Annotated in this window: 16 protein-coding genes and 1 other RNA gene; 11 read left to right on the top strand and 6 right to left on the bottom strand. The window is 68.3% G+C overall.

Annotated elements, in window-relative coordinates; all coding sequences use genetic code 11:
- Positions 1-3 precede the first annotated feature (3 nt).
- The 3 genes from ACEN96_RS13350 to ACEN96_RS13340 all read right to left on the bottom strand — a co-directional run bounded on the left by ACEN96_RS13350 (position 4) and on the right by ACEN96_RS13340 (position 1,589).
- Positions 4-537 carry a Fe-S cluster assembly transcription factor gene (locus ACEN96_RS13350; protein ID WP_091724267.1) on the bottom strand — a complete coding sequence of 178 codons (534 nt, stop codon included), beginning with the start codon at positions 535-537 and terminating at the stop codon, positions 4-6.
- A gap of 168 nt (positions 538-705) precedes the next feature.
- The gene (locus tag ACEN96_RS13345) at positions 706-1,170 is read right to left on the bottom strand and encodes a low molecular weight protein-tyrosine-phosphatase (RefSeq protein WP_495588482.1); all 465 of its coding nucleotides are present in this window, start codon (positions 1,168-1,170) and stop codon (positions 706-708) included.
- Positions 1,171-1,190: 20 nt separating this feature from the next.
- Positions 1,191-1,589, bottom strand: a complete 399-nt coding sequence (locus ACEN96_RS13340; RefSeq protein ID WP_495588481.1) for a RidA family protein — start codon at positions 1,587-1,589, stop codon at positions 1,191-1,193.
- 133 nt (positions 1,590-1,722) lie between these two features.
- On the opposite strand from ACEN96_RS13340, the gene ACEN96_RS13335 reads away from it, so the two are divergent.
- Positions 1,723-2,676 (top strand): LysR substrate-binding domain-containing protein, encoded by a 954-nt coding sequence (locus ACEN96_RS13335; protein WP_495588480.1) that lies wholly within the window; start codon positions 1,723-1,725, stop codon positions 2,674-2,676.
- Here ACEN96_RS13335 and ACEN96_RS13330 read toward each other — a convergent pair.
- Positions 2,601-3,047, bottom strand: a complete 447-nt coding sequence (locus tag ACEN96_RS13330) for a hypothetical protein (RefSeq protein WP_495588479.1) — start codon at positions 3,045-3,047, stop codon at positions 2,601-2,603. The genes ACEN96_RS13335 and ACEN96_RS13330 overlap by 76 nt on opposite strands.
- 181 nt (positions 3,048-3,228) lie before the next feature.
- Between ACEN96_RS13330 and ACEN96_RS13325 the strand changes: the two genes are divergently transcribed.
- Entirely contained in the window at positions 3,229-4,914 is a 1,686-nt protein-coding gene (locus ACEN96_RS13325; RefSeq protein WP_495588478.1) for a rhodanese-like domain-containing protein, read from the top strand.
- An 11-nt stretch (positions 4,915-4,925) separates the two neighbouring features.
- On the opposite strand, the gene uvrB is transcribed toward ACEN96_RS13325, so the two are convergent.
- Positions 4,926-7,091 (bottom strand): excinuclease ABC subunit UvrB, encoded by a 2,166-nt coding sequence (gene uvrB / locus ACEN96_RS13320; RefSeq protein ID WP_495588477.1) that lies wholly within the window; start codon positions 7,089-7,091, stop codon positions 4,926-4,928.
- A 167-nt stretch (positions 7,092-7,258) separates the two neighbouring features.
- Between uvrB and ACEN96_RS13315 the strand changes: the two genes are divergently transcribed.
- The 8 genes from ACEN96_RS13315 (at position 7,259) to ACEN96_RS13280 (ending at position 12,842) form a co-directional block, all read left to right on the top strand.
- Positions 7,259-8,461, top strand: a complete 1,203-nt coding sequence (locus ACEN96_RS13315) for an amino acid aminotransferase (RefSeq protein ID WP_495588476.1) — start codon at positions 7,259-7,261, stop codon at positions 8,459-8,461.
- A 241-nt stretch (positions 8,462-8,702) separates the two neighbouring features.
- Positions 8,703-10,025, top strand: a complete 1,323-nt coding sequence (locus ACEN96_RS13310) for a polyhydroxyalkanoate depolymerase (protein ID WP_495588475.1) — start codon at positions 8,703-8,705, stop codon at positions 10,023-10,025.
- Between the two features lie 116 nt (positions 10,026-10,141).
- A complete protein-coding gene (rsxB, locus tag ACEN96_RS13305) occupies positions 10,142-10,774 on the top strand; it encodes an electron transport complex subunit RsxB (protein WP_495588607.1) in 633 nt (210 codons plus the stop codon).
- Between the two features lie 25 nt (positions 10,775-10,799).
- Complete coding sequence (gene nth / locus ACEN96_RS13300; RefSeq protein ID WP_495588474.1) at positions 10,800-11,438, top strand: endonuclease III; 639 nt, start codon at positions 10,800-10,802, stop codon at positions 11,436-11,438.
- A 48-nt stretch (positions 11,439-11,486) separates the two neighbouring features.
- Positions 11,487-11,741 (top strand): DUF904 domain-containing protein, encoded by a 255-nt coding sequence (locus ACEN96_RS13295; RefSeq protein WP_495588473.1) that lies wholly within the window; start codon positions 11,487-11,489, stop codon positions 11,739-11,741.
- The gene (locus tag ACEN96_RS13290; RefSeq protein WP_495588472.1) at positions 11,738-12,064 is read left to right on the top strand and encodes a cell division protein ZapA; all 327 of its coding nucleotides are present in this window, start codon (positions 11,738-11,740) and stop codon (positions 12,062-12,064) included. Before ACEN96_RS13295 ends, ACEN96_RS13290 begins: the two co-directional genes overlap by 4 nt.
- Before the next feature lie 30 nt (positions 12,065-12,094).
- Positions 12,095-12,273, top strand: a non-coding RNA gene (ssrS, locus tag ACEN96_RS13285) — 6S RNA.
- A 131-nt stretch (positions 12,274-12,404) separates the two neighbouring features.
- Positions 12,405-12,842, top strand: coding sequence for an EVE domain-containing protein (locus tag ACEN96_RS13280; protein ID WP_495588606.1), 438 nt, complete (start codon positions 12,405-12,407; stop codon positions 12,840-12,842).
- A gap of 22 nt (positions 12,843-12,864) precedes the next feature.
- Here the strand turns inward: ACEN96_RS13280 and ACEN96_RS13275 are convergent, their stop codons facing one another.
- Positions 12,865-13,890, bottom strand: coding sequence for a GGDEF domain-containing protein (locus tag ACEN96_RS13275; protein WP_495588471.1), 1,026 nt, complete (start codon positions 13,888-13,890; stop codon positions 12,865-12,867).
- 317 nt (positions 13,891-14,207) lie between these two features.
- On the opposite strand from ACEN96_RS13275, the gene rpsU reads away from it, so the two are divergent.
- Entirely contained in the window at positions 14,208-14,420 is a 213-nt protein-coding gene (rpsU, locus tag ACEN96_RS13270; RefSeq protein WP_012346814.1) for a 30S ribosomal protein S21, read from the top strand.
- The last annotated feature ends 152 nt before the right edge of the window (positions 14,421-14,572 follow it).

Raw genomic sequence — 14,572 nt, 5'->3', positions numbered from 1 at the left:
GGATCACTTGCTCATCGCATTGCCGAGCGCGAAGACGGAGTTCGGCGCGGTGATGCGGATGGGCTTGACGACGGGGGTGCTGGAGATGGCGCGCTTGACCGGCGCTTCCTCGACGGTGACGCCCTTGGCGAGCTGGTCGTCGACGAGCTTGCGTAGCGTGACGGAGTCCAGGAACTCGATCATCTTGTTGTTGAGCGCGGTCCAGAGGTCGTGCGTGATGCAGCGGCCGTTGTCGTCGCCCATGCAGTTTTCCTTGCCGCCGCAGCCGGTGGCGTCGATGGGCTCGTCGACGGCGACGATGATGTCGGCGACGGTGATCTCATCGGAACGGCGGCCAAGCGAGTAGCCGCCGCCGGGCCCGCGGGTCGATTCGACCAGCTGATGGCGGCGGAGCTTGCCGAACAGCTGCTCCAGGTAGGACAGCGAGATCTGCTGGCGTTGGCTGATCGCCGCCAGCGCGACGGGGCCGCTGTTTTCGCGCAGGGCCAGATCGATCATCGCGGTGACGGCAAAACGACCTTTGGTGGTGAGACGCATCGAACTTCTCCTTGGCGCCCGTGTCGGGCTTCAGGACATGGAGGCGGCGGCTCGGCTGACGCCGGGTCGACTCACGAAGCAGGGTTTCCCCCTGCAATGTCCGAGCATTTTACTCAATTAAGAAGGAGCTTGCTCGGGTTACCCCCGACTGGCGTCGAGGGGGCCGGTTCAGGCCAGGCGGCTGGCTGCGATTTGCGCTAGGCGTTCGCAGCCGGACTCGATGAGGTCGAGGACGTGGTCGAAGCCGTCGGGGCCGCCGTAATAGGGATCCGGGATCTCGATCTCCCCCGGGAGGAGGGAAATCTTGTGCTGCAGTGCCGCAGGACAGCGGCGGCGGAGCTCGCGCAGATGGCCGGCGTCCATGGCGACGAGCAGGTCGAAGCGCTCGAAATCGTCGGGGCGCACTGCGCGCGCCCGTTGATCGCAGAGCTCATAGCCCCTGCGTCGGGCGTGGTCTTGGGAGCGCTCGTCGGGGGCCTCGCCGGCGTGCCAGCTCTGGATGCCCGCGGAGTCGATCAGCACGCGGTCGGCCAGGCCCAGCCGCTCCAACTGGTGGCAGAGGACGCCCTCGGCGGTGGGGGATCGGCAAATATTGCCAGTGCAGATGAACAGGATCGACAGGTCGGCGGGCATGGGCGGCGATTGTCGCGCCCTTATGCCCGCCCTTCCTCATCGGGCACCTCGGCGATCGCTTCGATCTCGATCATGGCTTCCGGCGTGTAGAGCGCCTTGATCTCGGCAATCGTGTCGGCCGGGTACGGCACCGAGAAGAACTTGCGCCGCAGCGCCACGACGCCCTCGAAGTGACCCATATCGGTGACGAAGATGGTCACCTTGATCACGTGCTTCAGGCTCGATCCGCCGGCCTCGAGCGCCCGGCGCAGATTCGCGAAGGCCTGCTCGCCCTGCGCCATGAAGCCGCCCGGGACGATGCGACCGTCCTCTCCGGCACCGGCCTGGCCGGAGATGAACAGCAACCCGCCCGACTTGATGCCCTGCGACAGCAGGAAGGGCTCATAGGGATCGGGATGGGTGACGACGCGTTCCAGCATGATGTCTTTTCCTTCATTCATTCCGGACGACGGAAGCGCCGCCGGTGAATGAACGATAGAGAGACGTCCGCGTGCCGACAAAGGGCGATTTGTCAGCCGTAAGATGATCTGAATTCATCTGAAAGCCAGAGCCATGGATCGACGCCGCCTACCCTTGTCCGCGCTCCGGGCGTTCGAGGCCGCCGCCCGACTGGGCAGCTTCAAGGCCGCGGCCGAGGAGCTCGCCGTGACGCCTACGGCGATCAGCCACCAGATCAGAGGACTGGAGGAGCAGTCCGGCGTCGCGCTCTTCGAGCGCCAAGTGCGGCGCGTCACGCTGACCGAGGCAGGCGCCCAGCTCTATCCCATCCTGCGCGACGGCTTCGACGCGTTCCAGTCAGCGCTCGAGCGCCTGACGCAGCCGCGGCGCCGGCCGCAGGTGGTGATTTCGGCGACCAACGCCTTCACCGTGAAATGGCTGGTGCCGCGCGTGGCCGACTTCCGCCAGCGGCATCCCGGGATCGATCTGCAGCTGCAGGCCTCGGACGATATCGTCGACCTGCGCTCGACCGCCGTGGACATCGCCATCCGCTACGGCCGAGGCCCCTACCCCGGCCTCGTGGCGGAGCCACTGTTCCAGGATCACTTCGCGCCGGTCGCGAATCCCCGGCTCGGCGTGCGGTCGATCGAGGACCTTTCGCGAGTGCCGCTGATCTGCTTCGACTGGAAGCGCGCGCAGCCGGAGAACCCGACGTGGGAGCGCTGGCTCGCCGCCGCCGGCATCGAGGGTTTCTCACCGGCAGGGCAACTCCGCTTCTCCGACGAGGGACATGCGATCCAGGCCGCCGTCGCGGGACATGGGATCGCGCTGGTCAGTCAGGCGCTCGTCGCCGAGGAACTGACCGCAGGTCACCTCGAACAGCCCTTCGGCCCTGTCATCGACGGCCACACGTATCACGTCGCCGTCAGCAGCGAACGCGCGCCGTCAGCGAGCGCGGTGGCGGCGATGGAATGGCTCCGCGGCCAAGGGGCTCATTGCGGCCAGCCGAGCGGCGCGCAACGACTGGCTTCCAGCTGGCGAATCAAATCCTCCGCTTCGACCTTCTGAAGAACGGATCCGGAGAATATTGAAACCCGCTGTCCTGCCGAAAATCCGGCAAGGGATTTTGCCTTTGGGTAATCGGTCGAAAATTTCCGTCGCAGCACGCAAAGCAAATACAGACGTCCTTCGGCATTTGCCTGCGGAATCGAGGCGACAAGCTTCTGACTCGACCAATCCCTGGCAATGGCCCGAGCCGCCTGCTCCTCTTCAGAGATCTGCCCGGGCGTACCAACGACGCCCCAGGCGTAAAAGCGCGCATGCGCGATCGCCGCCGGCAGCTCGACTGGCGCCTCGCCTGCAACCGCCGCGCCGGATATCGATGTGCCGAGCCCGATGAGCAAGGACAGGAAAATCATTCGATCACGTTTGAGTGTCATCGCTGGAAACTCTAGAGCCATCGCGACTCAAATTCTTCCCGGGATATTTACTTAGCAGATTGAAGGCATTCGCCACCGCATTTAGGAACAGGACCGCCTATCGATCCTCGTATTGCTTCGTTTGGCCCCGCCGGCGGCGCTCCTAGGCTGCGGAATCGCCGACCGCTCCAAGGAAGCCGCCATGTCCGTCCTCGACCCTCTCGCCTCGACCGCGACCGCGTCCCTGCCGCGCCCGCCCGTCCCGACGCATCCCACGCCGCTGCCCACACGCACCGCCGCCGACGTCCGCGCGGCGCTGCTCGCCCGGGTCGAGATCGCGCTGCTCGATGTCCGCGAGGAAGCCGCCTTCGCCGAAGGCCATCCGCTGTGGGCCGCCCACCTCGCCGCCTCCCGGCTGGAGCTCGACGCCTGGGGCCGCCTGCCGCGCCGCGATGTCCCCATCGTCGTCTACGACGATGGCGAAGGCGTCGCCACGATCGCGGCGCGCAAGCTGCAGTCGCTCGGCTACACCGACGTCGCGCTGCTCGCCGGCGGGCTCTCCGCCTGGCGCGAAGACGGCTTCGAGCTGTTCCGCGACCTCAACGTCCCGAGCAAGGCCTTCGGTGAACTGCTCGACGCGCGCCGCCGCACGCCGTCGCTGTCCGCCGAAGAGGTCCACGCCCGCCTGGAGCGGCGCGAGAACCTCGTCGTGCTCGATGCCCGCCGATTCGACGAGTACCGGACCGCGAGCCTGCCCGGCTCCATCAGCGTGCCCGCCGGCGAACTGGTCCGGCGCGCGCGCGACCTCGCGCCCGATCCGTCGACGACGCTCGTCGTGCACTGCGCCGGCCGCACGCGCAGCCTGATCGGCGCCCAGTCGCTGATCGACGCCGGCCTGCCGAATCCCGTCTTCGCGCTGCGCAACGGAACGATCGGCTGGACGCTGGCGGGTCTGCCGCTGGCGAGCGGCCAGGGGCGCTCGCATGAAGACCTGCCGCTCGGCGACCTCGGCGCCGCCCGCGAAGGCGCCTCCGCCTTCGCCCGCCGCGCGCGGGTGCAGCGCATCGACGCGGCCGTGGTCGCGGAATGGCTCGCCGATCCGCGCCGCACGACCTACCGTTTCGACGTCCGCGGCACCTCTGACTACGCGCGCGGCCATCGGCCCGGCTTCCGTCACGCGCCGGGCGGCCAGCTGGTCCAGGAGACCGATCAGTTCGTCCCGGTGCGCGGCGCCCGCATCGTGCTCGCCGACGACGACGGCATCCGCGCGCCGATCGCCGCCGCCTGGCTGGCGCAGATGGGATGGGAAACCGCCGTGCTCCCGCCCGACGACGCCGCCCACACGGAGACCGGCCCCGACCTGCCGCCGCAGCCGCTCTCCCCCGCCGTGGCGACGGTGACGCCCGCCCAGCTCGCGCGGTGGCGGGCCGAGGAGGCCGATCGCGAGCATCCCGATACCGTGGTCGTCGACGTGGCGCCCAGCATCACCTACATCGTCCGGCACATCCCGGGCGCCTGGTGGAGCCCGCGCGCGCGCCTCGCCGAGGCGCTCCGGACAGTGATCCCGCATGCCCGCCGCATCGTGCTGACGGGCAACCTGGGCGTGCTGCCGCGCTTCGTGGCCGCGGACCTCGCGGCCGAGCTCGCCGCCGAAGGACGCGAGCTGCTGGTGCTCGAAGGCGGCACCAGCGCCTGGTACGACGCGGGCCTGCCCATCGAATCAGCCAATCCGCGCCTGGCCTTCCCGCGCGACGATCGCTATCGCCGCCCCTACGAAGGCACGCATCACCCGCGCGACGAGATCCAGGCCTACCTCGATTGGGAGACCGGTCTGCTGGCGCAGCTCGATCGCGACGGGACGCACTTCTTCCGCGTCGCGGAGGGCTGAGCGCGGCGGACTTACCGGCCCTTGCCCGCCGTGATCGGCACGACGTTGTCGTGCACCGCGGCGCCGAAGGCCTGTTCCTTGAGCTGCGCGAGCTGGTCGCGCAGCCGCGCCGCCTTCTCGAACTCGAGGTTGCGCGCGTGCTCGAGCATCTGCTTCTCCAGTTGCTGGATGCGCTTGCTCAGGTCCTTCTCGCTCATCGCCTCGACTTCGGCGGTCTCGGCGATGACCTTGGCGTCGTCACGGCCCGGCTTGTCGCTGTAGACGCCCTCGATCAGGTCGCGGATGCGCTTGACCACGCCGCGCGGCGTGATGCCGTTGGCCTCGTTGAATGCGATCTGCTTGGCGCGCCGCCGCTCGGTCTCCCCGATCGCCTTCTTCATCGATTCGGTGATGCGGTCCGCGTACAGGATCGCCTTGCCGTTCACGTTGCGCGCCGCCCGGCCGATGGTCTGGATCAGGCTGCGCTCGGCGCGCAGGAAGCCTTCCTTGTCCGCGTCCAGGATCGCCACGAGCGATACCTCCGGGATGTCCAGCCCCTCGCGCAGCAGGTTGATGCCGACCAGCACGTCGAAGGTGCCCAGCCGCAGGTCGCGCAGGATCTCCACCCGCTCGACCGTGTCCACGTCCGAGTGCAGGTAGCGCACCTTGACGCCGTTGTCGCTGAGGTACTCCGTCAGCTGCTCGGCCATGCGCTTGGTCAGCGTCGTGATCAGCACGCGCTCGTTGACCTCGACGCGATCGCGGATCTCCTGCAGCACGTCGTCCACCTGGTGCGTCGCCGGTCTGACCTCGACCACCGGATCCACCAGCCCCGTCGGCCGCACCAGCTGCTCGACGACCGCGCCCGCCTGGCGCTTCTCGTAGTCCCCCGGCGTCGCGCTGACGAAGATGGCCTGGCGCATCTTGCGCTCGTACTCCTCGAACTTCAGCGGCCGGTTGTCCATCGCCGACGGCAATCTGAAGCCGTACTCGACCAGCGTGCTCTTGCGCGCCCGGTCGCCGTTGTACATGGCGCTGAACTGGCCGATCAGCACGTGGCTTTCGTCCAGGAACATCAGCGCATCCGCCGGCAGGTAGTCGACCAGCGTCGGCGGCGGATCCCCGGGCGCCGCCTGCGAGAGGTGGCGCGTGTAGTTCTCGATGCCCTTGCAGTGCCCCACCTCCTGCAGCATCTCCAGGTCGAAGCGCGTGCGCTGCTCCAGCCGCTGCGCCTCCACGAGCTTGCCTTCCTTGATGAAGAAGGCCACGCGCTCGCGCAGCTCCTCCTTGATCGTCTCGATCGCGGCCACCACGCGGTCGCGCGGCGTGACGTAATGGCTCGACGGGTAGACGGTGAAGCGCGGGATCTTCTGCCGGATCTGGCCGGTCAGCGGATCGAACAGCGTCAGCCCCTCGACCTCGTCGTCGAAGAGCTCGATGCGCAGCGCCAGCTCGGAGTGCTCGGCCGGGAAGACATCGATGGTGTCGCCGCGCACGCGGAAGTGGCCGCGGGTGAATTCCATCTCGTTGCGCGTGTACTGCATGCGCGCCAGCTGCTGGATGATGTCGCGCTGGCCGAGCTTGTCGCCCACCCGCAGCGTCATCACCATCTGGTGATAGTCGCTCGGGTTGCCGATGCCGTAGATCGCCGACACCGACGCCACGATCACCACGTCGCGCCGCTCCAGCAGGCTCTTGGTGCAGGACAGCCGCAGCTGCTCGATCTGCTCGTTGATCGCGCTGTCCTTCTCGATGAACAGGTCGCGCTGCGGGACGTAGGCCTCGGGCTGGTAGTAGTCGTAGTAGCTGACGAAGTACTCGACCGCGTTCTTCGGGAAGAACTCGCGGAACTCGCTGTAGAGCTGCGCCGCCAGCGTCTTGTTGGGCGCGAAGACGATCGCCGGCCGGCCCAGCCGCGCGATGGTGTTGGCCATCGTGAAGGTCTTGCCCGAGCCCGTGACGCCCAGCAGCGTCTGGAAGCTCTCGCCGTCGTTGACGCCCTCGACCAGCTGCTGGATCGCCACCGGCTGGTCGCCCGCGGGCGGGTACGGCTGGAACAGCTGGAACGGAGAGCCTTCGAAAGAAACGAATTCGCCCTTCGGCGGCTCGCCCGCCGGGGCGGTCGTCGCCCCGGTCGACTCGGACTTCTTCCCCTTGGCGACGGGGTTGGCGGGCTTGGCGGCAGTGGATCGGCTCATCAGGGTTTCCCAGGGGCAACGCTTGTTCCCTGCCTACAATCGGCGGGCTTCGCTGGGCGCGCGGGAGGCGCCTCGGGCGTCAGGACGCGACAGCGTAGCGCAGCCGGACGGGTTTCTCCGGCCTCACCCCTCCCCGCTCTTGCCAACGCACTGTCAGGAAAGCCTCCATGTCCCTGTTCGCCGCCGTCGCCATGGCCCCCCGCGACCCCATCCTGGGTCTGAACGAGCAATTCAACGCCGACCCGAATCCCGCCAAGGTCAATCTGGGCGTGGGCGTCTACTACGACGACAACGGCAAGCTCCCGTTGCTGGCCTGCGTGGCCGCCGCCGAGGCACAGATGCAGGCCGCCCCCAAGCCGCGCGGCTACCTGCCGATCGACGGCATCGCCGCCTATGACAGCGCCGTGCAGGGCCTGGTCTTCGGCGCCGGCAGCGAGGTCCTCGAGGGCAAGCGCGTCGCCACCGTGCAGGCCCTGGGCGGCACCGGCGGCCTGAAGATCGGCGCCGACTTCCTCAAGCGCCTGAACCCGGACGCCAAGGTGCTGATCTCCGACCCGTCCTGGGAAAACCACCGCGCGCTGTTCACGAACGCCGGCTTCCCGGTCGAGACCTATCCCTATTACGACGCCACCCACCGCGGCATCGACTTCGCCGGCATGCTGGGCGCGCTGAACGCCGCGCCGGCCGGCACGGTCGTCGTGCTGCACGCCTGCTGCCACAACCCGACCGGCTACGACCTGACGCCCGCCCAGTGGGCCCAGGTCGTCGAGGCGGTCAAGGCGCGCGATCTGGTCGCCTTCCTCGACATGGCCTACCAGGGCTTCGGCGAAGGCATCGCCGAGGACGGCGCCGTGATCCAGCAGTTCCTGGCCGCCGGCCTGGACTTCTTCGTCTCGACCAGCTTCTCCAAGAGCTTCTCGCTCTATGGCGAGCGCGTCGGCGCGCTGAGCGTGGTCTGCGCCTCGGCCGAGGAAGCCGCCAAGGTCCTGAGCCAGCTCAAGATCGTGATCCGCACCAACTACTCCAACCCGCCGACGCATGGCGCGCAGGTCGTGGCCACCGTGCTGTCCACGCCCGCGCTGCGCGCCCAGTGGGAAGAGGAACTGGCCGGCATGCGGGTGCGCATCAAGCAGATGCGCGAGGCGCTGGTCACCGAGCTCCAGGCCGCCGGCATCACCGACGACCTGAGCTACGTCATCCGCCAGAAGGGCATGTTCAGCTACAGCGGCCTGTCCGCCGCGCAGATGCAGCGCCTGCGCGCCGAGTTCGGCGTCTACGGCGTCGACTCCGGCCGGATCTGCGTCGCCGCGCTGAACAGCAAGAACCTCAAGCCCGTCGCCGCCGCGATCGCGGCCGTCAAGAAGGCCTGATCCTCCCTCGACACCACACTTCGATGCGCTGATCGCACGATCGCTCATCGAACCAGGGCCGGTGCCGCCGCAAGCGGGCCGGCCCTGCGCATTTATGGCGAAATCGGACGCTTCGAAGTCCCTGCCCGCGCCCTGCACGCCGCCCCCGCGACACACACTCGCAAAAGCCGGGACCTAGAATTGCTGCGATGCACAATGGGTGCCAGCCTTCGCCTCCCTCCCCCCTCCCGAGGTCCGCCAGATGCTCTACCAGCTTTATGAAACCCAACGCGCGCTGCTGAGCCCGTTCTCCGAGTTCGCCAGCGCCACGGCCAAGCTCTACAGCCATCCGCTGTCGCCGTTCGCGCACACGCCGATGTCGCACCGCATGTCGGCCGGCCTGGACCTGATGCACCGCCTGGCCAAGGAATACGAGAAGCCGGAATTCGAGATCCGCAGCGTGGAGGTCGATGGCATCGATGTCGCGGTGCAGGAGCTGGTGGCGCTGGAGAAGCCCTTCTGCCGCCTGCTGCGCTTCAAGCGCTATACCGACGACCAGGCCGTGCTGGCCAAGATGAAGGCGCAGCCGACGGTGCTGATCGTCGCCCCGCTGTCGGGCCACCACTCGACCCTGCTGCGTGACACCGTCAAGCAGCTGCTCAAGGACCACAAGGTCTACATCACCGACTGGACCGATGCCCGCATGGTCCCGCTCGAGGCCGGCCCCTTCCACCTCGACGACTACATCTACTACGTGCAGGACTTCATCCGCCACGCCGGCGAGGACTGCCACGTGATCTCGGTCTGCCAGCCGACGGTGCCGGTGCTGGCGGCGATCTCGCTGATGGCCTCCAAGGGCGAGACCACGCCGCGCTCGATGACGATGATGGGCGGCCCCATCGACGCCCGCAAGAGCCCGACCGCGGTCAACAACCTGGCGATGAACAAGAGCTACAGCTGGTTCGAGAACAACGTCATCTACCGCGTGCCGACCACCTATCCGGGCGCCGGCCGCGAGGTCTATCCCGGCTTCCTGCAGCACACCGGCTTCGTGGCGATGAACCCGGACCGCCACCTGACCTCGCATTACGACTACTTCCTCGACCTGGTGCGCGGCGACGACGACAGCGCCGAGTCCCACCGCCGCTTCTACGACGAGTACAACGCCGTGCTGGACATGCCGGCCGAGTACTACCTCGACACGATCAAGACGGTGTTCCAGGACTTCGCGCTGGTGAACGGCACCTGGACCGTCGGCGGCGACCTGGTGCGCCCGCAGGACATCACCGAGACCGCGCTGCTGACGGTCGAGGGCGAGCTGGACGACATCTCCGGCGCCGGCCAGACCAAGGCGGCGCATGAGCTGTGCAGCGGCATCGACGCCAAGGACCAGGTCCACTACGACGCGATCGGCGCCGGCCACTACGGCATCTTCTCGGGCCGCCGCTGGCGCGAGAAGGTGTACCCGGTGATCCGCGACTTCATTGCCAAGTACGATTCGGCCCCGTTGCACCAGCCCGCCGCGGCCAAGCGCGCCACCAGCACCCGGCCGGCGGCGCGCCGCCCGCGCAAGCCGACCGAGTGAATCCCGAAGCGCCCCTCACGCCCCCTTTGCTCCCCTCGCCCTCCGCGCCCGCCCCTTCCGCCCCCGCGACCGAGGCGCCCGCGCGGGGCGCCGCGTTCGACGACCTCGTCGAGCGCCTGAACCTGGCCCTGCCGCAGACGCAATGCACGCGCTGCGGCTATCCGGATTGCCACTCCTACGCCCACGCGATCGCACGCGGCGAGGCGGCGATCAACCAGTGCCCGCCCGGCGGCGCCGAGGGCATCGCCCGCCTCGCCGCCCTGACCGGGCGCGAGACGCGGCCGCTCAATCCCGAACACGGCGTCGAAGGCCCGCGCCAGCTCGCCGTCATCGACGAAGCCTGGTGCATCGGCTGCACGCTCTGCATCAAGGCCTGCCCGGTCGACGCGATCGTCGGCAGCAACAAGCAGATGCACGTCGTCATCGACGCCGATTGCACCGGCTGCGAGCTCTGCATCCCGGTCTGCCCGGTGGATTGCATCTCGCTGACCGCGGTCACGCCGGGCCGCGGCGGCTGGGCGGCATGGAGCGACGCGCAGGCCGCCCGCGCCCGCGAGCGCTACCGCTGGCACGAGATCCGCATCGAGCGCGAGAAGCGCGAGCACGATGAACGGCTCGAGGCCAAGGCCGAGCACAAGCTGGCCCACCTCGAGGAAGAATCGCGGCTGACCGATCCCGGCCAGCTCGACCGCAAGCGCGCCGTCATTGCCGCCGCCCTCGCCCGCGCCCGCGCCAAGCGCGGCGCATGACTCTCCGCCAGCCCGCCCGCTCGCCATGAACAAGACCCAGATCCGCGAGTTCTTCGAGATCCTGCGCCAGGCCAATCCGGCGCCGCAGACCGAACTCGAGTACGCCAGCGTCTTCGAACTGCTCGCCGCGGTGCTGCTGTCGGCACAGGCCACCGACGTCGGCGTCAACAAGGCGACGCGGCGGCTGTTCGTCGTCGCCAACACGCCGCGCAAGATCCTGGAGCTCGGCGAGGAGAAGCTCGCCGAGTACATCAAGACCATCGGCCTGTACAAGACCAAGGCCAGGAACCTGTACGCCACCTGCCGCATCCTGGTCGAGCAGTACGACAGCCAGGTGCCGCGCAGCCGCGAGGCGCTCGAGTCGCTGCCCGGCGTCGGCCGCAAGACGGCGAACGTGGTGCTCAACGTCGCGTTCGGCGAGGCGACGATGGCGGTCGACACCCACATCTTCCGCGTCGGCAACCGCACCGGGCTCGCGCCGGGCAAGAACGTGCTGGAGGTGGAACGGCAGCTGCTGGAACGCGTACCCGAGGAGTTCCTGGTCGACGCGCATCACTGGCTGATCCTGCATGGGCGCTATGTCTGCCAGGCGCGCCGGCCGCTGTGCGAGCGCTGCGCCGTCGTCGCGCAATGTGACAGCGCGCCCATGGCCGCGGCACGCTGAGCGAACCCCGGCGCCTACAATCCGGGCGTTCATTCCGTCAGAGAAGCCATGTCCAGCATCAACGATCTTGTCGACCGCGTGGAGCGCCTGCTGGTGCGCCACGAGGAGCTCAAGCGCACGAACACATTGCTGGAGCAGCAGGTCCAGGCGCTCACGCTGGAGCGCGACAGCCTGCGCTCGAGACTGGCCGCGGCCCGCGCGCGCGTCGACGCGCTGCTGGACCGCCTGCCGCTCGAGGCGGCCGATCTCATCGAAGGCGCCGATGGCGCCGATTCCCCCGACTCTGGAAAGCCTGGCGCATGAAGCAGATGGAAGTGACGATCATGGGGCAGAGCTACCTGCTCGGCTGCCCCGAGGGCGGCGAGGCCGCGCTGCAGAAGGCGGTCGCCCGGGTCGACAAGGAGATGTGCGCGATCCGCGATGCCGGCCGCATCAAGGCCCGCGAACGCATCGCGGTGCTGGCCGCGCTGAACCTCGCGTATTCGCTCACCGAATCGCCGGCGACCCCGATGACGACGGCCCTTGCAACCGATGCAACGGCCGGTGACGGCGAGTCCCTACCCGATCTTGACGCGCTGATGAAGAAGCTCGATGAAGCCCTTGTCCAAGACGGGCAACTGCTGTGATCGATGACACGCCGCGCGTAGAATCCACCCCGTCCACTGCGTTCGCGTGAGTTTTATATTTCCTTGAACCGATGCTCTCGCGAGCAAGGGCTTGGAACATTACCTGGCTGGTGTGAGCGTCTCGCGTCAGATGAACCCGAAGCCATGTTGACCTCGCCCACCTGTACCCCTTGGGTTCAGGAATGCGGCTCACGGCTCGCCGTGGACACCTCTTCCCGAAACCGCGCCTGATGATCCCGTCGAGCGCGGTTTTTTCTTGGCCGGCCGCCCGGTCGGCCCACCTCGCGAGGGACAGGTCTTGAGCACTTCCACGACGCACGGCGCCCGGCAGTACTGGCTGATGAAGTCCGAGCCGGATGAGGCCTCGATCGATCATCTGCAAGCGGCCGGCGAACTGCCCTGGACCGGCGTGCGCAACTACCAGGCCCGCAACTTCATGCGCGATGCGATGCGCGTCGGCGATGGCGTGCTGTTCTATCACTCGTCCTGCCCGGAGCCCGGCATCGCGGGCTTCGCGGAGGTCAGCAGCACGGCCTATCCGGACGAGACCCAGTTCGATCCGCGGAGCCCGTACCACGATCCGAAGGCCAGGCGCGAGGAGCCGCGCTGGCTGCACGTCGACGTGCGCTTCGTGCGCAAGACACGGCTGCTGAGCCTGGCGGAGATGAAGCGCGATCCCGCGCTCGCAGGCATGAAAACCCTGCAGCCGGGCAACCGGCTGTCCATCACGCCGGTGACGCCGGCGGAGTGGGAACACCTGCAGCGGCTGCTCGCCTGATCGGCGGGCGCCGCGTGCGGCCTCAGCCGCTCATTCCGAACGGGATCGAGGCCAGCACCACCTGATTGCCGCCGCGGCGCAGCGCTTCCCTGACCGCCATTTCAGCGGCGCCCAGCAGCTCTTCCTGGCGCGAGGCGGTGTGCGGGAAGCTCGCCACGCCCATCGACAGGGACAGCCCCAGATCCTGCCCTTGCAGCACGACGATCTGCGCGTGGCACTGGCGGCGCAGCTGCTCCATGCGCGCGTGCGCCGTGGCGAGCCCGACGCCCGACAGCAGCACCGCGAACAGGTCGTCGCCGATGCGGCAGGCGGCGTCCATGGCGCGCGTGTTCGCGCGCAGCATGCGGCCCAGGCCTTCGAGCAGACGCTGACGCGCCTCGTCGCCGAGTCCCTCGACGGCGTCGGCCGGCACCGGGTCCAGCGCGATCAGCACCAGCGTGAACTCGCGGTGCTCGCGGGTGGAGAGATCGATCTCGCGCAACAACTGGTCGTCGAACTGCGCGCGCATGTAAAGGCCCGACACCTCGTCGCGGCCGCTGCCCTGCTGCAGCTCGCGGCGCATCTGCTCCAGCGACTTCTGCTGCTGCTCGAGCTGCTGCAGCGCGCGCTGCAGATGCGTTTCGCGATGCCGCTCCTCGGTCTTGTCGCTCCACAGCGCCATCACGTGCTCGGCGCCCAGCGGGACGCGCGTGACCATGAACTCGCGACGGCGGCCGCCGATCTCCAGGCGGTGCTCGGAGCTCACGACGCCCCGCTGCGCCAGCGTGGCCTGCTCCGAGCGGCGCATCGCCTGGACCTCGTCGCCGCGCATCAGCTCGGCGTCGGCCGCGCCGACGATGCCGGTCTCCAGGCGGCCGAACAGCTCGTTCATGCCGGGGCTCGCGAACACGTAGCGCCCGGTGGCCATCGACTTGACGGTCAGGCAGGCGCCGGTGGGTTCGAGCAGGCTCAGCAGGCCGGCCGCGACGGGCCCCTGCGGCGATCCCGACGACGCCAGCCAAGCATCGAAACTGGCAGGCGCGGGCGTCGCGGCGGCTTGTAATTCCATGGGTGGGGCCGGGCCGGGGCGTGCCCCTGGCAGTCGAATGGTGGTGGATCGAATGTAGATGGGCGTCCGTTGCCCGGGCAAGTGCCGGCGGCGGGGACAGGGCGCCACTCCCCCTAAGCTTGGGGTGCGGCATCCTAGCGCGCCGCGGCGGCGATTCAGCGCTGTTGTCATGCGATTTGGCGAGCGGTCAAAAATAAGGCTAGAATGCGCGTTTTGCTGGCAAACCCTGCGCGTCGATTCGGAAGTGGAATCCGGATACTCCGCTTCGAAGGCACCGCCCTTCCTCGCGAACACCGAGCGCTATTTGAAGGAATTTCATGACCACCATTCGCGTCAAAGAAAACGAGCCGTTCGACGTGGCCCTGCGCCGCTTCAAGCGCACCATCGAAAAGCTGGGCCTGCTCACCGAGCTGCGCGCCCGCGAGTTCTACGAGAAGCCGACGGCCGAGCGCAAGCGCAAGAAGGCTGCCGCCGTGAAGCGCCACTACAAGCGCGTGCGCAGCATGCAGCTGCCCAAGAAGCTGTACTGATCCACGGATCGGACCGCTTCGGCGCCGGGGATTCTCGACCGACGATCCCCACCGCCCGAACAGCACAGAAAGCCCGCGCAGGACGCTGCCGCGGGCTTTTCTGTTTTTTGCGCGAGACTCGGGCCACTTCGCGGCGATATTCCGCCCGCTCG

The organism is Roseateles sp. Mitsp63, from assembly GCF_059491535.1.
This window is presented reverse-complemented; position numbering and strand designations above follow the sequence as displayed.